Genomic DNA, 24,999 nt, shown 5'->3' with positions numbered 1-24,999 from the left:
GAAGGCGACGCTGATGAGTGTTTTCACTGACGAGACCCGCGAGCGGGCACGGGAGATCATCGCCCGCTACCCGGCCGACCGGTCGCGGTCGGCGCTGCTGCCGCTGCTGCACCTGGTGCAGGCCGAGGAGGGCTACGTCTCGCCGGCCGGCGTGGCGTTCTGCGCCGAGGTGCTGGGCCTGAACAAGGCCCAGGTCGGGGCGGTCGCCACCTTCTACACCATGTACAAGCGCCGACCGACCGGCGACTACCTGGTGAGCGTCTGCACCAACACGATGTGCAACGTGCTCGGTGGCCAGGAGGTCTACGACACCCTCGCCGAGCACCTCGGGGTGGGGCACGACGAGACCACCGCCGACGGGAAGATCACCCTGGAGCACGCCGAGTGCCTGGCGGCCTGCGACTACGGCCCGGTGATGACCGTCAACTACGACTTCTTCGACGGGGTGGACCCGCAGACCGCGCGCGGCGTGGTCGACGAGCTGCGTGCCGGTGGCCGGCCGATGCCGACCCGGGGCGCCCGGCTCTGCACCCTCAAGGAGATGGCGGTGCAGCTCGCCGGCTTCGCCGACGAGCGGGAGGGCGCGGTCGCCGACGGCGGGCCGGGGGAGCCCACCCTGCGGGGGCTGCGGCTGGCGCAGGAGCACGGCATCTCGGTGCCGGGCTTCGACCCGAACACCCCGATCCGGAGCAAGGCCGAGGCCGACAAGGCCGCCGCCGAGGCGAAGGCCAGGAGCGAGGCCGCCGCGAAGCCGGCCCCCGCGGCGGCCAGGGCCGTCCCGGCCGCGAGCGGCAACGGCGCCGGGCCCGCCACGGGCACCACCGGCAACGCGGGCACCGGCGCGCCGGCCCCCGCCGCCGAGGCGGCCGGCAGCACCACCCGGGACGTGAAGGCGCCGGACGACAAGTCGCCCGAGGTGCGGGCCGCCGAGACCCGGCAGCCCGACGCGGCGACCGCCGTGCCGGACGCGCCCGGCACCAAGATTCCGGTGGACCCCACGCCGCCGGCTCCCCGCGACGCGCAGGAGGCGGAGGCCGCCGGCGCGGCGGCCAACGCGCCGGCCGGCGACGGCAAGCCCGCCGGCGACGAGGCCGGGGCGCAGGAGCGCAACCTCAAGGAAGCCGAGGCGGGCACCGGTGGCGCCGGCTCCGCCGTCGCGAGCGAGACGGGGGTCCAGAAGTGACCACTCCCCGGCCGGAGACCCTGGCCAAGCTGACGCCGGTACTCACCAAGCGCTGGCTGTCGCCGGACGCCTGGCGGATCGGCACCTACGAGAAGCTCGACGGCTACGCGGCCCTGCGCAAGGCGCTCAAGGCGCACCCGGACGACCTGATCCAGCTGATCAAGGACTCCGGCCTGCGCGGTCGCGGCGGCGCCGGCTTCCCGACCGGTCTCAAGTGGGGGTTCATCCCGCAGGGCGACGGCAAGCCGCACTACCTCGTGGTCAACGCCGACGAGGGCGAGCCGGGCACCTGCAAGGACCTCCCGCTGATGACGCACGACCCGCACGCGCTCGTCGAGGGCGTGATCATCGCGTCGTACGCGATCCGGGCCAACCGCGCCTACATCTACATCCGCGGCGAGGCGGTGCACGCCGCGCGCCGGCTGCGCAACGCCGTACGGGAGGCGACCGCCAAGGGCTACCTCGGCCGGAACATCCTCGGCTCCGGGTTCGACCTGGAGCTGGTGGTGCACTCGGGCGCCGGGGCGTACATCTGCGGCGAGGAGACCGCGCTGCTGGACTCGCTGGAGGGCTTCCGGGGCCAGCCCCGGCTGCGCCCGCCGTTCCCGGCGACCCACGGCCTGTACGCGAGCCCGACGGTGGTCAACAACGTCGGCACCATCGCCAGCGTGCCGTACATCGTGCTGGGCGGCGCCGACTGGTGGAAGACCATGGGCACGGAGAAGTCGTCCGGCCCGATGATCTACTCGCTCTCCGGCCGGATCGCCAACCCCGGCCAGTTCGAGTGCACGATGGGCGTCACCCTGCGGGAGCTGATCGAGCTGGCCGGCGGCATGCAGCCCGGCCACAACCTGAGGTTCTGGACGCCGGGTGGCTCGTCGACGCCGCTGCTCACCGCGGAGCACCTGGACGTGCCGCTGGACTTCGAGGGGGTGGCGGCGGCCGGCTCGATCCTCGGCACCACGGCCACCCAGATCTTCTCCGACCAGGACTGCCCGGTCTACGCGACCTACCGGTGGCTGGAGTTCTACCACCACGAGTCGTGCGGCAAGTGCACCCCGTGCCGCGAGGGCAACTACTGGATGGTCCGGGTCTACCGGCGGATCCTCGCCGGTCAGGGCACCCACGAAGACCTGGACACCCTGCTGGACACCTGCGACAACATCCTCGGCCGCTCGTTCTGCGGTCTGGGTGACGGTGCGACCAGCTCGGTGACCTCGTCGCTGAAGTACTTCAAGCAGGACTACCTCGACTACATCGAGGGACGTACCGCGCCGAAGCTGTCGGACAAGCAGCTGGTGGGAGCCCACTAATGACCGACGTAGCGAAGCAGACCGAGACCGTCACGCTCACCATCGACGGCGTCGAGGTCACCGCCCCCAAGGGGGCGCTCCTGATCCGGGTCGCCGAGCAGTTGGGTACCGAGATCCCCCGGTTCTGCGACCACCCGCTGCTGGCCCCGGCCGGCGCGTGCCGGCAGTGCCTGGTCGAGGTGGAGGGGCAGCGCAAGCCCGTCGCCTCCTGCACCCAGACCGTCGCCGACGGCATGGTGGTGCGTACCCAGCTCACCTCTCCGGTCGCCAAGAAGGCGCAGGAGGGGGTCATGGAGCTGCTGCTGCTCAACCACCCGCTCGACTGCCCGATGTGCGACAAGGGCGGCGAGTGCCCGCTGCAGAACCAGGCGATGTCCACCGGCCGTGCCGACTCGCGGTTCCACGAGCACAAGCGGGAGTACCCGAAGCCGCTGCCGATCAGCACGCAGGTGCTGCTCGACCGCGAGCGTTGCGTGCTCTGCCAGCGCTGCACCCGGTTCTCCGAGGAGATCGCCGGCGACAAGTTCATCGACCTGATGGGCCGGTCGTCCGCCGAGGAGATCAACATCTACCGGGACGAGGACTACGGCGTGGACGCGGGCTGCCCCGGCCACGCCGACGCCACGTCCGACTCCGGCGACGTGCCCTTCAACTCGTACTTCTCCGGCAACACGGTGCAGATCTGCCCGGTCGGCGCGCTGACCGGCACCCAGTACCGGTTCCGGGCCCGGCCGTTCGACCTGGTCTCGAGCCCGAGCGTCTGCGAGCACTGCTCGGCCGGGTGCGCCCAGCGCACCGACTGGCGGCGGGGCAAGGTGCTGCGCCGGCTGGCCGGCGACGACCCGGCGGTGAACGAGGAGTGGAACTGCGACAAGGGGCGGTGGGGCTTCCAGTACACCCGCGCCTTCGACCGGCTCACCACCCCGCTGGTCCGCGACCCGCAGACCGGCGAGCTGCGTGAGGCGGCGTGGAGCGAGGCGCTGGCCGTCGCCGCCGAAGGGCTGCGCGCGGCGCGGGACGGCGGGCGGGGCACGGCGGTGCTCACCGGCGGTCGGCTGACCGTCGAGGACGCCTACGCGTACGCGAAGTTCGCCCGGGTCGCGCTGAACACCAACGACATCGACTTCCGGGCCCGGCCGGTCTCCCGCGAGGAGACCGACTTCCTGGCCAGCTCGGTGGCCGGGGTCACCGACGTGACCTACGCCGACGTGGAGAAGGCGCCGGCCGTGGTGCTGGTCGGGCTGGAGCCGGAGGAGGAGTGCCCGATCCTCTTCCTGCGGCTGCGCAAGGCGTACCTGAAGAAGAAGCTGACGGTGTACGCGATCGCGCCGTTCGCCACCCGCGGCCTGGAGAAGCTCGGGGCCAAGCTGGCCCGGGTGGTGCCGGGCGAGGAGGCGAGCGTGCTCGCCGAGCACGCGACGGTCGCCGAGGCGCTCAGCGCCGAGGGCGCGATCCTGATCGTCGGCGAGCGGCTGGCGAGCGTGCCGGGCGGTCTCTCCGCGGCGGCCGACGTGGCCCGGCGTACCGGCGCGAAGCTGGCCTGGGTGCCGCGGCGCGCGGGTGACCGCGGCGCGGTCGACGCGGGCTGCCTGCCCAACCTGCTGCCCGGTGGCCGCGTGGTCAACGAGCCGGCCGCCCGGGCCGAGCTGGGCGAGGCGTGGGACATCCCGGCCGGGGTGATCCCGAGCCAGGCCGGCCGGGACACCGACGGCATCCTCGCCGCCGCAGCCAACGGTCAGCTCGGCGCGCTGGTGGTGGCCGGGGTCGACCCGGCCGACCTGGCCGACCCGCGGCTGGCCGAGGCGGCCCTGGACGAGGTGCCGTTCCTGGTCAGCCTGGAGCTGCGGATGAGCGCGGTGGCCCGCCGGGCCGACGTGGTCTTCCCCGTCGCCCCGGTGGCCGAGAAGGCCGGCAGCTTCCTGGACTGGGAGGGCCGGCTGCGCCCCTTCGATGCGGTGCTGCGCACCGCCGCGATGACCGACGGCCGCGTGCTGGACGCGCTCGCCGCGCAGCTCGACGTGCAGCTCGGCACCGGCGACGTGCTCAGCGTCCGCCGCGAGCTGGGCGCGCTGCCGCGGACCCGCACCGAGCGCCCCGCCGCCCCGTCGGTGGAGCCGGTCGCGGTGCGCGAGCCGGGCGCCGGTGAGGCGGTGCTCGCCACCTGGCACCAGCTGATCGACCTGGGCAGCCTCACCGACGGCGACGAGCACCTCGCAGGCACCGCCCGCCCGCCGGTGGTCCGGCTGGGCAAGGGCACCGCCGAGGCGCTCGGCGTGGCCGACGGCGACCCGGTGACGGTGGGCACCGACCGGGGGGCGCTGACCCTGCCGGCGGAGATCACCGAGATGCCGGACGGCGTCGTCTGGCTGCCGACCAACTCGCCCGGCGCGACCGTGCGACGCAGCCTCGGCGCGACGTCCGGAGCGGTCGTGCGGATCTCCGCCGCCGCGGTCGCCGCCGACGCGGCCGACCGCCCGGGCCCGCTCCTCAACGCAGGGGGTGTACACCAGTGAACGCGGTCTACCTGGCCCAGGACCCGACGCTGGCCGACTTCGGCCGGGACCCGTGGTGGCTGGTCCTCATCAAGATCGTCTTTGCCTTCGCCTTCGGCCTGGTCGCCACGCTGCTCGGCGTCTGGTTCGAGCGGCGGGTCGTGGGCCGCATGGCGGTGCGGCCCGGCCCCAACCAGGCCGGCCCGTTCGGTCTGCTGCAGACCCTCGCCGACGGCCTGAAGATGGCCTTCAAGGAGGACATCCTGCCGAAGGCGGCCGACAAGGTCGTCTTCTTCTTCGCCCCGACCATCTCGGTGATCTGCGCGGTCACCTCGCTGTCGGTGGTGCCGTTCGGCCCGATGGTGAGCATCTTCGGCCACTGGACGCCGTTGCAGGTCACCGATGTGCCGGTGGCGGTGCTGGTGCTGCTGGCCTGCTCGTCGATGGGCATCTACGGCATCGTGCTCGGCGGTTGGGCCTCCGGCTCGACCTACCCGCTGCTCGGCGGCCTGCGCTCCACCGCCCAGATGATCTCGTACGAGGTCGCCATGGGCCTGAGCATCGTGGCGGTCTTCATGACCGCCGGCACGATGTCGACCAGCGGGATCGTCGCCGCCCAGGGCGAGGGCACCCGGCTGAGCATCGCGGGCCTCGAGATCCCGGCCCCCGGCTGGTACGCGATCCTGCTGCTGCCGAGCTTCATCATCTTCTTCATCTCCACCGTCGGTGAGACCAACCGCGCGCCGTTCGACCTGCCCGAGGCGGAGTCCGAGCTGGTCGCGGGCTACATGACCGAGTACAGCTCGCTGAAGTTCGCGCTCTACATGCTCAGCGAGTACGTCGCGATGGTCACCATGTCCGCGGTCACCACGACGCTCTTCCTGGGCGGCTGGCGGGCCCCGGCGCCGATCACCACCATCTGGGCCGGCGCCAACTCCGGCTGGTGGCCGATGCTGTGGTTCTTCGCCAAGGTCGTCATGCTGGTCTTCGTCTTCGTCTGGCTGCGGGGCACGCTGCCCCGGCTGCGCTACGACCAGTTCATGCGCTTCGGCTGGAAGGTCCTGCTCCCGATCAACCTGGTCTGGATCCTGGTCCTGGCCGGCCTGCGCTCGATCGAGGACTGGGACTCGCGCAGCAAGCTGATCGCCGTCGGCATCCCCGCCGGCCTCCTGCTGCTCGCCACGCTGCTCTGGCCCAGCCGGAAGCCGCAGCCGAAGCCGACGGTCCAGGAGCAGGTCAACGACCGGCCGCACGGCAGCTTCCCGCTGCCCCCGATGGACCTGCAGGTACCACCGAGCCCGCGCACGAGGCGCGTGGTCGCCGAGCGGGAGCCGGCCAACATCGCCGCCGGCCCGGACTCCAGGGAGGTGTGACGTGGGCGCGATCACCGGAACGTTCAAGGGATTCGGTGTCACCTTCTCGCACATGTTCAAGAAGGTCGTCACCACCGACTACCCGTTCAAGCCGCCGGTGTCGGCGCCGCGCTACCACGGGCGGCACATCCTCAACCGGCACCCGGACGGGCTGGAGAAGTGCATCGGCTGCGAGCTGTGCGCCTGGGCCTGCCCGGCGGACGCGATCTACGTCGAGGGCGGCGACAACACCGACGAGCAGCGCTTCTCGCCGGGTGAGCGGTACGCCAGCATCTACCAGATCAACTACGCCCGCTGCATCTTCTGCGGGCTCTGCATCGAGGCCTGCCCGACCCGCTCGCTCACCATGAGCAACGAGTACGAGCTGGCCCGGGACAGCCGGCAGGACCTGATCTTCACGAAGGAGCAGCTGCTCGCGCCGCTGCTGCCGGGCATGGAGCAGCCGCCGCACCCGATGCGGTTGGGCGACAGCGAGAAGGACTACTACGTCGGCGCGCTGACCAACCCGGGCACCTCGGCCGGTGCGGAGCACTCGGCCAACAACCCGGGCCGGTACCAGGTGGAGGAGCACCCCGGTGTGACCTTCCCCGGCGCCGAGCAGCACGCCCAGCGGGCGGCGGCCGCCAAGGGAGACGGAGCATGATCACGCAGACGGTGCTCGCCGCGGCGGGCGGGGTCTCCGGCGGGGAGCAGGTGACCTTCTGGATCCTGGCCCCGCTGGCGCTGATCGGCGCGATCGGGATGGTCGCGGCGCGCAACGCCGTGCACTCGGCCCTCTGGCTGGTGCTGACGATGCTCTGCCTGGGCGTGTTCTACGTGCTCCAGGCCGGGCCGTTCATCGGCATGGTGCAGATCATCGTCTACACCGGCGCGATCATGATGCTGTTCCTCTTCGTGCTGATGCTGGTCGGCCGCGACGCCTCGGACTCGTTGATCGAGACGCTGCGCGGCCAGCGGGTCGCGGCGGCGGTGCTCGGGCTCGGCTTCGCCGGCCTGGTCGGCGGCGGGCTGTGGCGCGCGCTGGACGGCACCACGGCCGTCGGCCTGGAGCAGGCCAACGCCGAGGGCAACGTGCAGGGCATCGCCCGGCTGCTCTTCACCAAGTACGTCTTCGCCTTCGAGCTCACCTCGGCGCTGCTCATCACGGCCGCGGTCGGTGCGATGGTGCTGGCCCACGTCGAGCGGCGCAAGCAGGACAAGCTGGACCAGCCGAAGACGATGCGGGCGCGCTTCGCCCCGGGCAACTACCCGGGCCCGAAGCCCGGCCCGGGTGTCTTCGCGACCTCCTCCTCGGTGGCCACCCCGGCCCGTCTGCCCGACGGCCGGCTGACCGATCGGAGCACCTCGGACATCCTGCCGGTGCGCGAGCTCACCGACCGGGAGACCACGCTGAAGGGGACGGACAAGTGAGCCCGAGGAGTGAGCTTGCGAGCCCCGCAGTCGCGAACGAAAGGTTGGCGCAGCGATGACGCCGGACTACTACCTGGTGCTGGCCGCGGTGCTCTTCACCATCGGCGCCGTCGGTGTGCTCATCCGGCGCAACGCGATCGTGCTGTTCATGTGCGTCGAGCTGATGCTCAACGCGGCCAACCTGACCCTGGTCACCTTCAGCCGGATCAACGGTGACCTCAACGGCCAGATCATGGCGTTCTTCGTGATGGTGGTGGCGGCGGCCGAGGTCGTGGTCGGGCTCGCGATCATCATGGCGATCTTCCGGACCCGGCGCTCCGCGAGCGTCGACGACGCCAACCTGCTGAAGTACTGAGGGGTCCTGCGGTGGGAACGATTCTGACGAACGCCCCGGCTGAGCCGGTGGGCACCGTCGCCTACGCGACGGCGGACGGGCTGCTGGGCAGCGTCTGGCTGCTGGTGGCGATCCCGCTGGTCAGCGCGGCGGTCCTGCTGCTGCTCGGCCGGCGCGCGGACCGCTGGGGGCACTGGCTCGGGGTGGCCGCCATCGGCGCCGCCTTCGTGCTGGGCCTGACCTACTTCTTCCAGCTGCGTGGCCTGGAGAACAAGTCGGTCGAGCTGAGCCTGTGGGACTTCATCACGGTCGGCGACCTGCGGGTGGACTTCGGTCTGCTCTTCGACCCGCTGGCCGCCGTCTTCGTGCTGCTGATCACCGGGGTGGGCTTCCTGATCCACCTCTACGCGGTCGAGTACATGGCGCACGACGCGGGACGTCGGCGGTTCTTCGCCTACTTCAACCTGTTCGTCGCCGCCATGCTGCTGCTGGTGCTCGGCAACAACTACGTGATGCTCTACTTCGGCTGGGAGGGCGTCGGTGTGGCGTCGTACCTGCTGATCTCCTTCTGGTACGAGCGGCCCAGCGCCGCCACCGCCGGCAAGAAGGCGTTCCTGATGAACCGGGTCGGCGACGCCGGCCTGGCGATCGGCATCTTCATCATGTTCGCCACCCTCGGCACCACCCAGTACGACGAGGTCTTCAACGGCGTCGGCTCGCTGACCGCGACCACGGTGCTGGTGCTCGGCCTGCTGCTGCTGCTCGGCGCGACGGGCAAGTCCGGCCAGTTCCCGCTCCAGGCGTGGCTGCCGGACGCGATGGAGGGCCCGACCCCCGTGTCGGCGCTCATCCACGCCGCCACCATGGTCACCGCCGGCGTCTACCTGATCGCCCGGTCGAACCCGATCTTCTCGGCCAACTCCACCCTCCAGTTGGTGGTGGTGAGCGTCGGCGCGCTGACGCTGCTGATCGGCTGCATCATCGGCTCGGCCAAGGACGACATCAAGCGGGTGCTGGCCTGGTCGACGGTCAGCCAGATCGGCTACATGTTCCTCGGCGTGGGCCTCGGCGGCGCGGCGTACGCGCTGGCGATCGTGCACCTGCTGGCGCACGGCTTCTTCAAGGCCAACATGTTCCTCGGCGCCGGCTCGGTCATGCACGGCATGAAGGACCAGGTCGACATCCGCCGCTTCGGCGGGCTGTCGAAGTACATGAAGGTCACCTGGATCACCTTCATGATGGGCTGGCTCGCCATCATCGGCATGTTCCCGTTCTCCGGCTTCTTCTCCAAGGAGCCGATCATCGTGGCCGCGTTCGAGCGGGACGACTGGACGGCCTGGCTCTTCGGCATGGCCGCGCTGCTCGGCGCCGGGCTCACCGCGTTCTACATGACCCGGCTCTTCGTGCTCACCTTCCACGGGCCGAAGCGCTGGACGGAGGACATCGAGCACCCGCACGAGTCGCCGAAGCTGATGACCATCCCGCTGATCCTGCTCGGCGCGGGCTCGGTCGGGGCCGGTTTCCTGCTCGCCACCTCGGTGCCGGACTGGCTGGAGGCCACCGCCGGGCTGGGCGCCCAGGAGGAGGGGCACCACGCGGTGCTCTCGCACACCGTGATCACCGTGCTCTCGCTGCTGGTCACCGTCCTCGGCGCGGGCCTGGCCTGGTTCCTGTTCCGGGGCGGCACGGCCACCGCGCCGCAGCCGGCCGGGGTGCTGGTCACCGCCGCCCGCCGCAACCTCTACACGGACGCGTTCAACGAGGCGATCTTCGAGAAGCCGGGCATCTTCCTCACCCGGGCCCTGGTCTACCTGGACAACCGGGGCGTCGACGGGCTGGTCAACGGCCTGGCGGCGGGGATCGGTGGCGGCTCGGGCCGGCTCCGGCGGCTCCAGACGGGCTTCGTCCGGTCGTACGCCACCTCGATCCTGACCGGCGCGCTGCTGGTCCTGGCGGCGTTCCTGGCCGTCGAGGCGGGGTGGCTGGCGTGATCGACCTCTTCCAGGCGGCCGTCACCGGCGGACCGCGCAGTGACGACGGAGGTAAGGCCGCATAATGTCCGACTTCCCGTTCCTCTCGGTGCTCACCGTGGCACCGCTGGTCGGCGCCCTGGTGGTGGCCTTCCTGCCGCGCAGCCGGCCGGAGCTGGCCAAGCAGGTGGCGCTCGGCTGGTCGCTGCTGGTGCTGGCGCTGTCGGTGGTCATGTGGGTGACCTTCAAGGTCGGCGGTGACCGCTTCCAGTTCCGCGAGTCCTACGCGTGGATCCCGAACTGGGGCGTCAACTTCACCTTCGCCGCCGACGGCATCGCGCTGGTGATGCTGATGCTGATCGCGGTGCTCGTGCCGCTGGTGATCCTGGCGTCCTGGCACGACGCCGAGTCGTCCAAGCGGTCGGTGCCGGTCTACTTCGCCCTGCTGCTCGTCCTCGAGTGCACGATGATCGGCGTCTTCGCCGCCGCCGACGTCTTCCTGTTCTACGTGTTCTTCGAGGTCATGCTGGTGCCGATGTACTTCCTCATCGGCAGCTACGGCGGCCACCAGCGGCAGTACGCGGCGGTGAAGTTCTTCCTGTACTCGCTGGTCGGCGGTCTGTTCATGCTCGCCGCGGTGATCGGCCTCTGGGTCGTCGGCGGGAAGACCTTCGACTGGCAGGCGCTGTCGCAGGTGGACATCTCCACCGGCACGGAGCGCTGGCTGTTCCTCGGCTTCTTCCTCGCGTTCGCGATCAAGGCGCCGTTCTTCCCGTTCCACACCTGGCTGCCGGACGCCGGTGGCGCGGCCCCGGCCGGCGCGGCGGCCCTGCTCGTCGGCGTGCTCGACAAGGTCGGCACCTTCGGCATCCTGCGCTACTGCCTGCCGCTGTTCCCGGACGCGGCCAAGTGGTTCGCCCCGTGGGCGCTGGCGCTGGGCGTGATCGGCATCATCTACGCCGCGCTGCTGGCCGTCGGCCAGAACGACCTGAAGCGGCTGGTGTCGTACACCTCGATCGCGCACTTCGGCTTCATCGGGGTGGGCATCTTCGCCTTCACCACCCAGGCCGGCACCGGCGCGGTGCTCTACATGGTCAACCACGGCCTCGCCACCGGCCTGCTCTTCCTGGTGGTGGGCATGCTCATCGCCCGGCGCGGCTCGGCGCTGATCAGCGACTTCGGCGGCGCCGGCAAGCTGGTGCCGATCCTGGCCGGGGTGCTCTTCTTCGCCGGTCTGGCCTCGCTCGCGCTGCCCGGCACCGCGCCGTTCGTCTCGGAGTTCCTGGTGCTGATCGGCACGTTCACGGTCAACAAGCCGGTCGCGGTGATCGCGACGCTCGGCATCATCCTGGCCGCCGCGTACGTGCTGTGGATGGTGCAGCGCACCACCCAGGGCACGCTCAACCCGGCGCTGACCCAGATCGACGGCATGCGGCGTGACCTGAACCTGCGCGAGAAGTTCGTGGTCGCCCCGCTGATCGCACTGATCCTGTTGCTCGGCTTCTACCCGAAGCCGGTCACCGACGTGATCAACCCGGCCGTGCAGGCGACCATGCAGGACGTCGGCCGAACCGACCCCGCCCCGACCTCGGGCGGCACCGTCCAGGAGGCGGCCAAGTGAGCGCGAGGAGTGAGCTTGCGAGCCCCGCAGTCGCGATCGAAAGGTTTGCGCAGTGACTGAGCTCAAGTTGCCCTCGATCGACTACGCGGCGCTCGCGCCGACCCTGATCATGCTGGGCGCCGCGCTGCTGGGCGTGCTGGTCGAGGCGTTCGTGCCCCGCCGGCTCCGGCACGTGGTCCAGCTGTCGATGGCCCTGCTGGCGGTGCTCGCCGCGCTGACCATGGTGGTGCTGGCGGCCGACGAGCGGAAGATCACGATCGGCGGCGCGATCGCGGTGGACGGGCCGACGCTCTTCCTCCAGGGCGCGATCCTGGTCCTCGCCGCGATGGCGCTGCTGCTCATCGGCGAGCGCTCGGTGGAGCGGGGCGGGGCGTTCGTCGCCCAGGCCGCGGTCACCGCCGAGTCGGCCGACGACCGGCGGCAGGCCGAGGGCAAGAACGGCCTCACCGAGGTCTACCCGCTGACCACGTTCGCGATCGGCGGCATGCTGATCTTCGTGGCGGCGAACGACCTGCTGACCATGTTCATCGCGCTCGAGGTCTTCTCGCTGCCGCTGTACCTGCTCTGCGCGCTGGCCCGCCGCCGGCGGCTGCTGAGCCAGGAGGCCGCGCTGAAGTACTTCATGCTCGGCGCGTACGCCTCCGCGTTCTTCCTGTTCGGCGTGGCCCTGATCTACGGCTTCACGGCGGGCATCCCGGGCCGGCAGGCGGGTGTCGACTTCGCCACCATCGACGCCGCCGTCGCGGACTCCCCGGCCAGCCCCGTGCTGCTCTTCGCCGGCATGGCGCTGCTCGCCATCGGGCTGCTCTTCAAGGCGGCGGCCGCCCCCTTCCACGTCTGGACGCCGGACGTCTACCAGGGCGCGCCGACCCCGGTCACCGGTCTCATGGCCGCCTGCACCAAGGTTGCCGCGTTCGGCGCCCTGCTGCGGGTGTTCCACGTCGCCTTCGACGGGGCCCGGTGGGACTTCACCCCGGTCCTCGGCGTGGTGGCGGTGCTGACGATGCTGGTCGGCGCGGTGCTGGCGGTCACCCAGACCGACATCAAGCGGCTGCTGGCGTACTCGTCGATCGCCAACGCCGGTTACCTGCTGGTCGGCGTGCTGGCCCCGGGGGCCGACGGCATCTCCGGGACGATGTTCTACCTGGTCGCGTACGGCTTCTCGGTGCTCGCCGCGTTCGCCGTGGTGACCCTGGTGCGCGACGCCGACGGGGAGGCCACCCACCTGTCCCGCTGGGCCGGGCTGGGACGGCGCTCGCCGTTCTACGCCGGGATCTTCACCTTCATCCTGCTGGCCTTCGCCGGCATCCCGCTGACCAGCGGCTTCACGAGCAAGTTCGCGGTCTTCGGCCCGGCGCTCGACGGCGGGCAGGCGTGGCTGGTGATCGCCGGCGTGCTGACCAGCATGGTGCTGGCCTTCCCGTACCTGCGGGTCGTGGTGATGATGTGGCTCTCCGAGCCCGGCGAGTCGACGCCGACCGTCGCCGTGCCCGGCGGGCTGACCTCGGCCGCGCTGATGATCGGCGTGCTCGCCACGCTGGTGCTCGGTGTGGCGCCCGCGCCGCTGCTCGACCTGGCCACCGGCGCCGCCGAATTTGTCAGATGACCGACGCTGACGCCCGCGGGGGCCGGTACGCCACGGCGTGCCGGCCCCCGCGCCGTATCCCCCGTCCCGGGCAGGTCGGAGGGGTGTGGCATGGTTGATGGCGTGGTGAATCCGGCTGGCGAGCGTTCAGGTGCCCCCGGGTCCGGCGGCCGTCGGACCAGGGTGAGCACGAGTCAGTTCGGCGCGCTCGGCCTCTATCTCGCCGACCCCCGCGTCGAGGCGTCCGTGCTGGGCCTGTTGGAGAGCGTCGAGTCGGAGCTGCGGGCGGGCGTGGCCAGCGCCGACCCGTTCGTCACGGAGGCCGCCCGGCACCTCGTGGAGGCCGGCGGCAAGCGGTTCCGGCCGCTGCTGGTGGCGCTGGGCGCGCAGTTCGGCGACCCGACCAACGCGCAGGTCGTGCCGGCCGCGGTGGTGATGGAGCTCACCCACCTCGCGACGCTCTACCACGACGACGTGATGGACGAGGCCGCCGTGCGTCGGGGGGCGCCGAGCGCCAACTCCCGGTGGACCAACTCCGTCGCCATCCTCGTCGGCGACTACCTCTTCGCCCGCGCCGCCGACATCGCCGCCGACCTGGGCATCGAGGCCGTACGCCTCCAGGCGCGCACCTTCGCCCGGCTGGTGCACGGCCAGATCGCCGAGACCGTCGGCCCCCGCCCCGGCGACGATCCGGTGGCCCACTACCTCGACGTGATCGCCGGGAAGACCGGCTCGCTGATCGCCACCTCGGCCCGCTTCGGCGGCATGTTCGGCGGTGCCGCCCCGGAGCACACCGAGGCGCTGGCCGGCTACGGCGAGACCATCGGCGTGGCCTTCCAGCTCTCCGACGACCTGCTCGACATCGCCTCGGAGTCGGTGGAGTCGGGCAAGACGCCCGGCACCGACCTGCGCGAGGGCGTGCCGACCCTGCCGGTGCTCTACGCGCTCGGCTCGGACGACGCCGACGCCGCCTCGGTGCGGCTGCGGGAGATCCTGGCGACCGGCCCGCTGACCGACGACGACCTGCACGCCGAGGCGCTCGGCCTGCTGCGCGAGAGCCCGGCGCTCAAGCGGGCCCGGGAGACGGTCCGCAGCTACGCCGAGGAGGCCCGGGAGCAGCTCTCGCCGCTCCCGCAGGGCCCGGCCCGCCGCGCCCTCGAATCCCTCTGCGACTACATCGCCGACCGCACGAGCTGACGCCCCGGGGCCGCCCCGCGGCGAGGGCGGCCCGTCGGTCGCTCACTCGTGCTCGTAGTACCGGACCTGGATCCCCTCCCGGCGCACCGTCACCTCGGCGTGGTCGCCGAAGGCATCCAGCAGGACGTTGTCGAAGCCGCCCTCCTCGAGGGCCACGGCGAGGGCGTACGCGCGCTGGTAGCGGCCCTCGTCGCGGCCCTGGTAGGGCCCGCGCCTGCCGGAGACCCGCCGCGGACCCCCGAGGCTGGGGTGGGGTTCGGCGTACTCGCCCACTCTGAGTTCTTCCGGGCCGACCCGAGGCATGTCGCCGGTGGTGCGCACCCAGAACCCCTCGACGCTGAAGTCGCACGTGTCGCCGTCGTTGAAGTAGGGGGAGTACTGCCGCCAGCCGAACTCGGTGACGGCGTCGTCGTCGAGCAGGGCTCGCAGCAGGGGCTGCAGTTCCTCCAGGGGGCGCTGCGTAGCCCGGCGGGCCGGGGTGATCTCGCCCTCGACCGGGATGCCGAGAAAGCTGATGTGACTCACGTGTCGCCTCCGAGCAGGGTGGAGAGGGGCAGGTCCTTACGTTGGGCGCCGGACATCCAGGGACGGATCGGCATCCCCGAGAAGTAGTCGGCGGGGCTGGGCAGCCAGCCGAGGTCCTCCAGTACGTGTCGTTCGGCGATCAGGCGGACCGGTACGCTCCTGCGGCCGACCTGCAACGTGTCGCCGAAGATCCGCTGGCAGAGGTAGATGCCCGCGGTGTGGTGGTACATCGCGCGGTGCCGGACGTCGCCGATGATCTGCTTGGAGGAGTCGATGAACTCCTCGATCGGCAGGTAGTCCTCCGGGGTGCCTCCCCACTTGCGCGCGGCCGACTGGGCGTGGTGCCAGGAGTTCATGACAGGCAAACTAGCTTCCGGTGCCGACAGGTCGGCCCGGCAGGGCTCACCGGCGGGCGAGCATCCGGCTGCCGGTGAGCATCAGGGCGGCGGCCAGCAGCATCGACCCGGCGGCCACGAGCCACATCGCCGGGTAGCCGGCGTGCGCGGCCACGGCGCCGAGGCCGAGCGGGCCGAGGCAGCCGCCCGCGTACACCCCGGTCTGGGTGACCGAGGTCGCGGCGGCCGGGGCCTGCGGGTGCAGCCGGACCACCGCGAAGGTCATCAGGCCCGGCCACGCCCAGCCCAGGCCGAAGCCGAGCAGCACGCCCGCCACCAGCGGCACCGACCCGGCCGCCGCGAGCAGGCCCAGCCCGGCCGCGCCGACCACGAGCATGCCGGCGATGAGGGCGACGTGCCCGGTGGCGCGGCGGTCCGCGAGCCAGCCGACGCAGACCCGGGCCGCCACGCAGACGGCGCTGCCCAGGGTCAGGGTCAGCCCGGCCAGACCGGGCGACAGCCCCCGGTTGGCGGAGGAGTCGACGACGAAGGTGCCGAGCGCGTTCGCGGCGGCGGCGGCGAAGGTCCCGGCGGCCCCGACCACCACCAGGGCCGCCGTGGCGCGGCCGGCGCGGCTGGGGGCAGCCGTCCGGGTGGGGCGTGGCTCCCGCGCGGGTACGGCCGGCAGCGTCGCCAGGGCCGCGCCGGCCGCGGCCACGAACGCCCAGCGCCAGCCGGCCGTCAGCGCCACGGTCGGCACCGCCGCCCCGGCCAGCAGGGTGGCGACGGGGATGGCGGCCTGCTTCACCCCGAACGACAACCCCTGTCTGCGGGCCGGCACGTGCCGGGCGAGGGTGGCGTTGCTGGCGAGCTGGCCGAGGGCGTTGGCCGTGCCGGCGAGCGCGAGCAGCCCGAGCAGGACCGGGTACGACCGGGCCACCACCACCACCGCCACCGCCAGCAGGCAGGCGGCGGAGAGCAGGATGCCGGCGCGGGCCACCACGGCCGGCCCGTGCCGCTCGGCGAGGACGCCGGAGGGCACCGAGGCCAGCGCGCCCACCCCGAAGTAGACCGACACGGCCAGGCCCAGGCCGGCCGGGGAGAAGCCCAGGTCCTCGCCCATCTGCACGGCGAGACCGCCGAGCAGGAAGACCGGCAGGACGCAGGCGATGGTGACGGCGACGGCCCCCGCCACCGCCCGGGCGGGCCGGGGCGGAGTGTCGCCCGGGGCGGACTGCAACGCGGTGTCGGTCATGGTCCGGCAAACCTACGTGAGCAGCGATTGCGTCACGGTACGTGCCTGTCGGGGTACGCGCCGTTCATGGCAATCTGGCATCCTCCACCCGAACAGGCATTTCGCACCGGGCCTGTTTTTCATATGGTGTAAGTCCCCGGCGGCGGAGGTGGTTGTGCGCGACCCCTTGGCGGAACCTTCGGATCTCATCCGGAGCGTGTCCCGCGCGCTACGAGTGCTCGAGTCGGTCGGTCGCGCCCCGAAGGGGCTCACCGTCAAACAGATCGCCCGGCGCTGTGAGCTGACCGTGGCGACGACCTACCACCTGGTCCGCACGCTGGCCTACGAGGGCTACGTGATCCGTCGCGAGGACGGCACGTACATCGTGGGTCTGGAGGTGGCCGACCGCTACCGCGAGCTGGTGACGGCGTTCCGGGGGCCGCCGGCGGTCGGGGAGAGCCTGCGCCGGGCCGCCCTGGACACCGGCTACAGCCACTACCTCGGCCGGTTCGTGGGCGGCCAGGTGGCGGTCACGGCCGTGGCCGAGGGCCCGCGCTCGCCGTACCTGGAGGACCTGGTGCCCGGGTTCGACGAGGGGGCGCACGCGACCGCCCTCGGCAAGGCCCTGCTCGCCACGCTCACCGCCGAGCAGCGCTTCCGCTACCTGCGCGACTACGGCATGCGCCCGTTCACCTCCGCGACCCTGACCACCACGGAGGCGTTCGAGGTCGACCTGGCCGCCGGGGACCGGCGGGGCATGCAGCTGGAGCTGGGGCAGTTCCGGCAGGGCGTGGCCTGCGCCGCGGTGCTGGTCAGCCCGGACAAGGACATGGAGCGCCGGGTGGTGCTGGCCTGCGCGCTGCCGGCCGGCGAGATGATGACCTCCGCCCGCGTGGTGCGGGCGAAGCTGCTCACGGTCGCCCGGACGATCGCCGACAACCTGGCCGCCGACAGCTGACCCCGCCGGCGCCCGCCGCGTCGGGCCGGAACGGCCCGGGGCCCTCTCCCCGGCTGGGAGAGGGCCCCGGTGGCGGTCCAGCGCCGGACCGCCCGAGGAGGGGTCAGCTGCCGATCGGGCCGCCGTCCAGGCGCCAGGCGACCACCACGCCCGGCTTGGCGTAGTCACCGTCCGGCCAGTTCGAGGCCGGCTTCTCGACGGACGCCCCGCTGACCTCGCCCGGGTGCTGCACGGCCACGAAGACCGAGCGGTTGTCCCCGGTGATGAACGGGCCGCAGGCCTCGGCGCCCACCGGCACCGTGAGGAACTGCTTCAGGTGGCCCCGTTCCGGCCCCTCGACGGCCGTGGCGAAGAGGCCGTCGTTGCTGCCCAGCGCGTTGCCGTCCGTGGAGATCCAGAGGTTGCCGGTGGCGTCGAACGCCACGTTGTCCGGGCAGGAGATCGGGGAGACCTTCGTCTTGTCGTACCCGGCGAAGAAGGTCGACGGGTCCGCCGGGTCACCCGCGACGATCGGCAGCGACCAGGCGAAGGTCTCGGCCGCGTTGTCACCGCGCTCCTCCACCAGCTCCAGCACCTGGCCGTGCTTGTTCAGGTTGCGCGGGTTGGCCTCGTCGGCGGCCGGCTTGCCGGCCTTGCCCCGGTCGGTGTTGTTGGTCAGCGCCACGTACACCTTGCCGGTGAGCAGGCTCGGCTCGACGTCCTCCGGGCGGTCCATCTTGGTCGCCCCGACCTTGTCGCCGGCGAGCCGGGTGAAGGTGAGCACGTCGGCGGCGGTCATCCCGTCGACGTACGAGCGGTTGCCGCTGACCAGCTTGATCCAGCGTCCCCGGCCATTGAACGCGCCGTCGGAGGGGAGCCGGCCGGAGCCGTCGATCTCGTCGGCGCTGCTCTGCTTCAGCTCGGCGACGTAGAGGGTGCCCGACTCCAGCAGGGTCAGGTTGTGCCGGCGGGCGACCCAGGAGCCGCCCTTCATGAACTTCTTGTCGGAGACGAACTTGTAGAGGTAGTCGAAGCGCTCGTCGTCGCCCATGTACGCGACCACGTGCCCGCTCTTCGCGACGATGACGTTCGCACCCTCGTGCTTGAACCGGCCCAGCGCGGTGTGCTTGCGCGGCCGGCTCTCCGGGTCGTACGGGTCGATCTCCACGATCCAGCCGAACCGGTTGGCCTCGTTGGGGTGCTTCGCCAGGTCGAACCGCTCGTCGGCGCGCTCCCACTTCCGGCTGCCGCTCGGGTGGCGGGTCGTGGTGGTGATGCCGTACCGGGACAGCTTCGGCTTCACCTCCTCGGCCACCGCGTCGCCGCCGACGAAGTACTGGTTGAAGTTCTCCTCGCCGGAGAGCACGGTGCCCCACGGGGTCACCCCGCCGGCGCAGTTGTTCAGCGTGCCGACGACCGTACGGCCCTTCGGGTCGGCGGCGGTCCGCAGGTGCGCCGAGCCGGCGGCCGGGCCGGTCAGCTCGAACTTCGTGGCCAGCGCCGTGACCCGCCGGTTGTACGGCCGCCGGCCCTTGGTGACCGGCCGCCACTGTCCGGTGCCGTCGACCCGCTCCAGCTCCACCACGGACATGCCGTGCGCGGCCATCGCGATCCGCAACTGCTCGACGGTCAGCGCGTCCTGGCTCACGAAGCCGGGGAACATCAGGTCCTCGTTGGTGTACTCGTGGTTGACCACGAGCAGCGCGCGGCGGCGCCCGTCGAGCGGCAGCACCCCGACGAAGTCGCTGTTGTAGCCGAACTGCCCGGCCTGGGCGGCGGCGGTCTGGGCGCGCAGGTCGAACTCGGGGGCGCCCGGCACGACCGGGTCGCCCCAGCGCATGACGACCGCGTGGTCGTACCCGTTGGGCACGACGAGGCTGTCCAGGGTGTTCGGCGGGACCGCCTTGAAGGTCAGCGCGCCGTTGCCGACGCCACCGGCGGGGCGGTCGAAAACGGCGGCGTCCGGGACCACGGGGGTGGCGGGGGCGGCCGCCGCGGGGGCGGCACCGGCCACCGCGCCGCCGAAGCCGAGGACCAGCGCGCCGACCGCGCCGGCCCGGACCACGCCGCGCCGGGACACCTCCGCCTTCACCACGTCGCCGAAGTACGCGTTGTCGGAGGTGTTGGGCACCGGGTGGTCGCACGCGTTGCCGCACCGGTAGAGACAGGTCATGGCATCGCGGCTGCCGTGGCGGGTGGCGCCCAGCAACGGGAGCAGCCGGGGACGGTCGCTCATGGAAGGAGCCTCCTGAAGGGGGGTCGGTGCACGCCGAACCAGCCGCTGGCGTGCGTACCCGCCGGACGCTAGGAGGGCGCGGTGAGCGGTCGTCGGCGGCGGCGTGAACCGGGTATGAACACCTCAGCCGGGAATCCCACGGTGACCTGCGGCTGAACCGTTCGGGGCGGCGGCACGTGTTCCCGTGCGAACGTCACCGCCGGACTCGCGCCGACAGCGAGGAGACCGCCATCAGCGACCACGACGCCCAACTGCTCCGCGCGCTGCACGACGAGCACGCGGAGGCGCTGTACGCGCACGCCCTGCGGCTGGTCAACGGCGACCGGCAGCGGGCCGAGGACCTGGTGCAGGAGACGCTGCTACGTGCCTGGCGGCACCCGGAGTCGCTCGACCCGACGCGCGGCTCGGTCCGCTCCTGGCTCTTCACCACCGCCCGCAACCTGGCCATCGACGCCTGGCGGCGCCGCGCCGCCCGGGTCGGCGAGGTCTACACCGACGAGCTGCCCGAGCCCCCCGTGGCCGTGGACGAGGCGGAACGCGCGGTGGAGGCGTGGATGGTCGCCGAGGCGCTGAACCGGCTCAGCCCCACCCACCGGGAGGTGCTGGTGGAGTGCTTCTACCAGGGACGGTCGGTGGCGGAGGCGGCCTCGCGGCTGGGCGTGCCGCCCGGCACGGTCAAGTCCCGGACCCACTACGCCCTGCGCTCACTACGGTTGGTCCTGGCCGAGATGGGAGTGACCGAATGACCCGGTGCGAGTTCGCGCACGACGACGGCGCGTACGTGCTGGGTGCGCTGGCTCCCGCCGAGCGGGTGGCCTACGAGCGGCACCTCGCCGGCTGCGCCGCCTGCCGGCAGGCGGTCGCCGAGATCGCCGTCCTGCCCGGGCTGCTCGGCCGGCTCGGCCCGGCCGGGCTGGAGCAGTTCCTGCCGCCGCCGGAGAACCCCCGGGTGCCCGAGCTGCTCGTCGCCGCGCGGGAGCGCCGCCGCCGGGAGCGGTCGTCCACCCGCCGCCGGTACGCCCTCACCGCACTCGTGGCAGCCGCGCTGGCGCTTCTCGTCGGCGTCGGCACCGCCGCCCTGCTGCCCCGGGAGGCCGCCGCGCCGACCCCGATCGAGGTGCGGATGGTCGCCATGCAACCGGTCGCCGGCACGGTGCCCGTGCACGCCGAGATCGCCCTCGACGGCACCGACTGGGGCACCGAGGTGCGGATGCGCTGCGGGTACGACGCCAGGGCCGGCTACGCCAAGGCGTACACCTTCCGGCTGGTGGCGCACGGCCCGGACGGCGCGACGGAGCAGGTCGCGTCCTGGCTCGCCGCGCCCGGCGACGACCTGCGGATCACCGGCGCGACCCGGTTCACCGACGCGGAGCTGGTCCGGCTGGAACTGCTCCGCGCCGACGGCACGCCCGTCCTCGCGTACGACGTGCGCTGACGGGCCGCGCCGGTCAGCGGGTCGCCGCGACGGCCCCGGCCCGCCGGGCGGCGAGGTTGGCGGCGCGGGTACGGCGGGCGTGGCGCACGGCGTCGACGGTGAAGACGATCAGCGCGACCCAGACCAGGGCGAAGCCGGCGAGCCGGGCCGGCGGCATCGGCTCGTGGAAGATCAGCACCCCGCAGCCGAGCTGGAGGATCGGGGCGAGGTACTGGATCATGCCCAGGCCGGTGAGCGGGAGCCGGTTCGCCGCCCCGGCGAAGAGCAGCAGCGGGATCGCGGTCGCCGCCCCGGCCGACACCAGCAGCACGGTGTGCCCGACCGACACCTGCCCGAAGGTGCCGTCGCCGGTGGCGGTGAGCCAGCCCAGGTACGCCAGCGCGGGCACCGCCAGCACCGCCGACTCGACGAAGAGCCCCTCCGCGGCGGGCAGCCCGAGCTGCTTCTTGGCCAGGCCGTAGCCGGCGAAGCTGAACGCCAGGACCAGCGCCAGGTACGGCAGCCGGCCGTAGTCGACGGTCAGCACGGCCACGGCCAGGCCGCCGATGCCGAGCGCCACCCACTGCGTGGGGCGCAGCCGCTCGCGCAGCACGGTGACGCCCAGCAGCACCACCACCAGCGGGTTGATGAAGTAGCCGAGGGCGGTCTCCACCACCCGGTCGGAGTTCACGCCGTAGATGTAGGTGCCCCAGTTCACCGCGATCAGTGCGGCGGCGACGCCGATGCCGGCCAGTGCCCGGGGCCGGCGCAGCAGCGCCCGCAGGAAGCCGACGTTGCGCATCGCCGCCAGCAGCAGGGCGACGAACACCACCGACCAGACGATGCGGTGGGCCAGGATCTCGATCGACCCCGCCGGGCGCAGCAGCCGCAGGTAGAGCGGGAAGAACCCCCAGAGCAGGTACGCGACGAAGCCGTAGAGGTAGCCGAGGCGGATTGGCGTCACGCCTCCACCGTAAGGGGCGCCTGGCCGCCCGGTTCCTTGCCGGTGACCGGGCTCACCGGCTGGTTGCGCTGGTCGAGCTGCATCCAGCGGTGCGGGTCGGTCATCGGGGCGAACCCGACCTTCGCGTAGACCGGGTGGGCGTCGGCGGTGGCCAGCAGGATCCGGCGTACGCCCAGGCCGGCGAGGTGGTCGCGGACCGCCCCGGCCAGCCAGGTGCCGAGCCCCCGGCCGCGCTCGCCGGGGTCGACGTAGACGTCGCAGAGCCAGGCGAAGGTGGCCCGGTCGGTGACCACCCGGGCGACCGCGACCTGCCGGCCGTCACCCGGGCGGTAGACGCCGAACGGCACCGACCCGGCGAACGCCCGCGCCACCGTCTCCCGGTCCCGCCCGATCGCCCAGTAAGCGTCGGTGGAGAGCCAGTGGTGCACCAGGTCCAGGTCGATCCGGTCCGCCTCGGTGCTGAGCAGGTAGCCGTCGTCGCGGGTCAGGGTGAACATGCCCGCGAGGCTAGCCCGGCCACCCGGCCCGATCAGCGACCAATTCCCGCCCTCTGGTCGCCAGCCTCTCCCCGGCCTGCCTCTGCCCGGCCCGCCTCCACGCGGCCCGGGTCAGTCCCGGTCCAGGACGGCCCCGAGGATCCAGGTGACGATGCCGACGAAGAGCGCGCCGAGCACCGCCTCGGGCCAGAAGCCGTCGACGTGGAAGGGCAGCCCCGCCTGGTCGGCGATCCAGCTGGTCAGCAGGAACAGCAGCCCGTTGACCACCAGCGCGATCAACCCGAGGGTCAGCAGGTAGAAGCCGCAGCCGACGGTCTTGACGATCGGCTGGAGCACCGCGTTGACCACGCCGAAGATCACCGCGACGAGGAGCAGCGTGACGACCGCCTCGCCCGCCGACGCCGAATCCAGCGTGATGCCCGGGATCAGCAGCGTGGCCAGCCAGAAGGCCAGCGCCGTGCTGCCCAGCCGGATCAGCAGCCCTTTGAGGAAACCCATGGCGGGGATCGTGCCACGGACGGACAACGTGCGGAAGCCGTGATCGTCGGACGTCCTCGCCGCGCTGCCCGGGCGGGACCCCGCGCTCAGCGGCGGGAGGGGCGGCCGATCAGTTGCGTCTCGATCGGGGTGGGGGAGACCAGCGCCCAGCGCAACGCCCGCCGGTTGACCACCGCGACCATGTCGTCCCGGATCCGGGTCAGCCACTCCGCCGACCCACCGAGGCCCAGCGCGGCGCCCGCCACGGCGGCCTCGGTCGGGTCGAGCGGTTGCAGCACGGCCAGGTCGGCGCGGCCCAACGCGTCGGCGTCGGCGGGGGTCAGCTCGTCGCGGACCAGCAGCGTGGTCCGCCACGGGGATCCCGGCTCCGTGTCGGCGGACGCCGGGCCGGCGTCGACCACCACCAGCAGCGGGCGCAGCGGCGAACCCGGCTCGCCCACCGGACGGCCGGGCGGGACCACCGGGATCATCGCGCCGGGGGTGCCGACGCCCCGGACGAACGGCTCCCACCCGCGCGGACGGGCGGTCTGCACCACCACCCGGGCCCCGAGCGCCATGGCCCGCACCACCACCAGCTGCGCCGCGCGTACGCCGCCCACCAGCATCACCCGGGTGCTCTCCGGCCGGAACAGCCGGATGGTCACCGCGCCGCCGTGCCGGTTCGTGCCGACCATCAGCCCCGCCTCGCCGAGGGTCAGCTCCAGGCCGTCGGGGGCGGGACCCGGACCCGCCGCGCCCGCCGCCGCCAACGGCAGCGTGCCGGCCAGCCCGTCGCGCTGCGCGCCGTCGAGCCGGTGCACCTCGCCGCCCACCTCGGCCACCAGCCGGCGCAGCGCCTGCGCCGCGAGCGAGAGCTCCGCCGGGGTGGCGGCGGCCAGTCGTACGGTCAGTTCGGTCGGCGCCGACGCGGGGTCGGCGCCGGCCCACGGCCCGACGCCGAGCGAGACGGTGGTCGCCGTCGCGGGCAGCGCGAGCAGCCGGGTCACCAGCCGCCGGCCCGCGTCGGTACGCGCGTCGGGCCAGCGGCGCAGCCGGAACGTGGTCTGGAGCAGGTCGCCCGCCCGGACCGCCTGCCAGGACTCCTGTGCGGGGTGGTCGTCGTGGTGGGCCAGCTCCGCCAGCACCCGCAGCGTCGCGTGCTCGCCCAGCGGGCGGACGGCGACGGGCCCGATCCGGCGCGTGATCCGGCGCACCGTGCCGGAGAGCGCCCGCCGCAGCTCCTCTGCCGTCCAGCCCTCGGCGCGGAGCACCCGGACGGCGAGCACGGCCCGTTCCCGGCCGGCGAGCCGCCCGTCGGTGAGCTGGCGGTACGAGGTGGCGACGGTGCCGCCACCCGCGCCGACGGTCGGCGCCGGCGAGCCCGTCAGCAGCAGCTGGAGTCGGACCGGGGGGCCGTCCGGCGCGGCGGCCGGCAGCAGCGACGCCGGGACCGGCAGCGCGCGGGGGGCGTCGCCGAGCAGGTCGGCCGGGTCGCCGAGCTCCAGCACGGCCACCATGCCCGCGGCGTCGTCCAGCACGGCGGCCGGCGTGCCGGCCAGTTCGGCGGGGTGGACGACCGCGCCCGGGTCGACCAGGTTCAGCAGGGCCGCCGGGCCGGCCGCCGGCGGCAGGGCGCGGCGGCGCGTGGCGTAGCCCAGGCCGGTGGCCAGCCACTCGAAGACCCACCGCCCCCGCAGCCGCACCCATGCCACGGGCAGCAGCAGCGCGGCCACCCCCACGGCGGCCAGCGTCGCCAGCACGCCCCGACCGGCGGCGGCGACCACGGCCGCCACCGCCACCTGCGTGGCGACGAGCTGACCGGCCCGGACACCGGCGCCGCTCCGCCGCGCGGCCGGGATCCGCGGCGGTGGTGGGGCGACCCGGGACGCCGCCGCGCCCGCC

The 24,999-nt window shown here is 72.9% G+C and carries 22 protein-coding genes; 14 read left to right on the top strand and 8 right to left on the bottom strand.

Annotation, left to right across the window (positions count from 1 at the left end; translation table 11 throughout):
• The first annotated feature begins 13 nt into the window (after window positions 1-13).
• From nuoE to AB0G08_RS22080, 11 genes are all read left to right on the top strand, one after another.
• The gene (nuoE, locus tag AB0G08_RS22130; RefSeq protein WP_358091018.1) at window positions 14-1,183 is read left to right on the top strand and encodes an NADH-quinone oxidoreductase subunit NuoE; all 1,170 of its coding nucleotides are present in this window, start codon (window positions 14-16) and stop codon (window positions 1,181-1,183) included.
• Window positions 1,180-2,496, top strand: coding sequence for an NADH-quinone oxidoreductase subunit NuoF (gene nuoF, locus AB0G08_RS22125; protein WP_121397083.1), 1,317 nt, complete (start codon window positions 1,180-1,182; stop codon window positions 2,494-2,496). Before nuoE ends, nuoF begins: the two co-directional genes overlap by 4 nt.
• The gene (locus AB0G08_RS22120) at window positions 2,496-5,009 is read left to right on the top strand and encodes an NADH-quinone oxidoreductase subunit G (RefSeq protein WP_358091015.1); all 2,514 of its coding nucleotides are present in this window, start codon (window positions 2,496-2,498) and stop codon (window positions 5,007-5,009) included. The genes nuoF and AB0G08_RS22120 overlap by 1 nt, the downstream gene beginning before the upstream one ends.
• Window positions 5,006-6,361 (top strand): NADH-quinone oxidoreductase subunit NuoH, encoded by a 1,356-nt coding sequence (gene nuoH / locus AB0G08_RS22115; RefSeq protein ID WP_358091012.1) that lies wholly within the window; start codon window positions 5,006-5,008, stop codon window positions 6,359-6,361. Before AB0G08_RS22120 ends, nuoH begins: the two co-directional genes overlap by 4 nt.
• Before the next feature lies 1 nt (window position 6,362).
• Entirely contained in the window at window positions 6,363-7,004 is a 642-nt protein-coding gene (gene nuoI, locus AB0G08_RS22110) for an NADH-quinone oxidoreductase subunit NuoI (protein WP_121397080.1), read from the top strand.
• Complete coding sequence (locus AB0G08_RS22105) at window positions 7,001-7,771, top strand: NADH-quinone oxidoreductase subunit J (RefSeq protein WP_358091009.1); 771 nt, start codon at window positions 7,001-7,003, stop codon at window positions 7,769-7,771. Before nuoI ends, AB0G08_RS22105 begins: the two co-directional genes overlap by 4 nt.
• A 55-nt stretch (window positions 7,772-7,826) precedes the next feature.
• Window positions 7,827-8,126, top strand: coding sequence for an NADH-quinone oxidoreductase subunit NuoK (nuoK, locus tag AB0G08_RS22100; protein ID WP_089002424.1), 300 nt, complete (start codon window positions 7,827-7,829; stop codon window positions 8,124-8,126).
• Between the two features lie 11 nt (window positions 8,127-8,137).
• On the top strand, window positions 8,138-10,096 hold the full coding sequence (nuoL, locus tag AB0G08_RS22095; protein WP_358091005.1) for an NADH-quinone oxidoreductase subunit L: 1,959 nt from the start codon (window positions 8,138-8,140) through the stop codon (window positions 10,094-10,096).
• A 64-nt stretch (window positions 10,097-10,160) separates the two neighbouring features.
• Window positions 10,161-11,696 (top strand): NADH-quinone oxidoreductase subunit M, encoded by a 1,536-nt coding sequence (locus tag AB0G08_RS22090; protein WP_358091002.1) that lies wholly within the window; start codon window positions 10,161-10,163, stop codon window positions 11,694-11,696.
• 52 nt (window positions 11,697-11,748) lie between these two features.
• The gene (gene nuoN, locus AB0G08_RS22085) at window positions 11,749-13,302 is read left to right on the top strand and encodes an NADH-quinone oxidoreductase subunit NuoN (protein WP_358090999.1); all 1,554 of its coding nucleotides are present in this window, start codon (window positions 11,749-11,751) and stop codon (window positions 13,300-13,302) included.
• Between the two features lie 90 nt (window positions 13,303-13,392).
• On the top strand, window positions 13,393-14,478 hold the full coding sequence (locus AB0G08_RS22080; protein WP_358090996.1) for a polyprenyl synthetase family protein: 1,086 nt from the start codon (window positions 13,393-13,395) through the stop codon (window positions 14,476-14,478).
• A 42-nt stretch (window positions 14,479-14,520) separates the two neighbouring features.
• Here AB0G08_RS22080 and AB0G08_RS22075 read toward each other — a convergent pair whose 3' ends face one another.
• Genes AB0G08_RS22075 through AB0G08_RS22065 form a run of 3 tightly spaced genes read right to left on the bottom strand, consistent with a single transcriptional unit; the run spans window position 14,521 to window position 16,593 of the window.
• Entirely contained in the window at window positions 14,521-15,003 is a 483-nt protein-coding gene (locus AB0G08_RS22075) for a hypothetical protein (protein ID WP_358090992.1), read from the bottom strand.
• Window positions 15,000-15,359 (bottom strand): hypothetical protein, encoded by a 360-nt coding sequence (locus tag AB0G08_RS22070; protein WP_334606437.1) that lies wholly within the window; start codon window positions 15,357-15,359, stop codon window positions 15,000-15,002. Before AB0G08_RS22070 ends, AB0G08_RS22075 begins: the two co-directional genes overlap by 4 nt.
• 46 nt (window positions 15,360-15,405) lie before the next feature.
• Window positions 15,406-16,593 carry an MFS transporter gene (locus AB0G08_RS22065; RefSeq protein ID WP_358090989.1) on the bottom strand — a complete coding sequence of 396 codons (1,188 nt, stop codon included), beginning with the start codon at window positions 16,591-16,593 and terminating at the stop codon, window positions 15,406-15,408.
• Window positions 16,594-16,747: 154 nt separating this feature from the next.
• On the opposite strand from AB0G08_RS22065, the gene AB0G08_RS22060 reads away from it, so the two are divergent.
• Window positions 16,748-17,530 (top strand): helix-turn-helix domain-containing protein, encoded by a 783-nt coding sequence (locus tag AB0G08_RS22060; protein WP_358090986.1) that lies wholly within the window; start codon window positions 16,748-16,750, stop codon window positions 17,528-17,530.
• 103 nt (window positions 17,531-17,633) lie between these two features.
• Here the strand turns inward: AB0G08_RS22060 and AB0G08_RS22055 are convergent, their stop codons facing one another.
• Complete coding sequence (locus AB0G08_RS22055) at window positions 17,634-19,745, bottom strand: PhoX family phosphatase (protein WP_358090983.1); 2,112 nt, start codon at window positions 19,743-19,745, stop codon at window positions 17,634-17,636.
• 251 nt (window positions 19,746-19,996) lie between these two features.
• Between AB0G08_RS22055 and AB0G08_RS22050 the strand changes: the two genes are divergently transcribed.
• Complete coding sequence (locus tag AB0G08_RS22050; protein WP_358091087.1) at window positions 19,997-20,491, top strand: sigma-70 family RNA polymerase sigma factor; 495 nt, start codon at window positions 19,997-19,999, stop codon at window positions 20,489-20,491.
• On the top strand, window positions 20,488-21,180 hold the full coding sequence (locus AB0G08_RS22045) for a zf-HC2 domain-containing protein (protein ID WP_358090980.1): 693 nt from the start codon (window positions 20,488-20,490) through the stop codon (window positions 21,178-21,180). Before AB0G08_RS22050 ends, AB0G08_RS22045 begins: the two co-directional genes overlap by 4 nt.
• 13 nt (window positions 21,181-21,193) lie before the next feature.
• On the opposite strand, the gene rarD is transcribed toward AB0G08_RS22045, so the two are convergent.
• From rarD to eccE, 4 genes are all read right to left on the bottom strand, one after another.
• Window positions 21,194-22,123: an EamA family transporter RarD gene (gene rarD, locus AB0G08_RS22040; protein ID WP_358090977.1), complete on the bottom strand. Its 930-nt coding sequence runs from the start codon at window positions 22,121-22,123 to the stop codon at window positions 21,194-21,196.
• The gene (locus tag AB0G08_RS22035) at window positions 22,120-22,620 is read right to left on the bottom strand and encodes a GNAT family N-acetyltransferase (RefSeq protein ID WP_358090974.1); all 501 of its coding nucleotides are present in this window, start codon (window positions 22,618-22,620) and stop codon (window positions 22,120-22,122) included. The genes rarD and AB0G08_RS22035 overlap by 4 nt, the downstream gene beginning before the upstream one ends.
• A 111-nt stretch (window positions 22,621-22,731) precedes the next feature.
• Window positions 22,732-23,118, bottom strand: a complete 387-nt coding sequence (locus tag AB0G08_RS22030; RefSeq protein WP_358090971.1) for a phage holin family protein — start codon at window positions 23,116-23,118, stop codon at window positions 22,732-22,734.
• An 86-nt stretch (window positions 23,119-23,204) separates the two neighbouring features.
• Window positions 23,205-24,956, bottom strand: coding sequence for a type VII secretion protein EccE (eccE, locus tag AB0G08_RS22025; RefSeq protein ID WP_358091085.1), 1,752 nt, complete (start codon window positions 24,954-24,956; stop codon window positions 23,205-23,207).
• Between the last annotated feature and the right edge of the window lie 43 nt (window positions 24,957-24,999).

The sequence above is a fragment of the Micromonospora sp. NPDC023644 genome, assembly GCF_040640115.1.
Lineage (GTDB): Bacteria > Actinomycetota > Actinomycetes > Mycobacteriales > Micromonosporaceae > Micromonospora.
The sequence above is the reverse complement of the archived record's forward strand: the minus strand, read 5'-3'. Positions and strand labels throughout refer to the sequence as shown.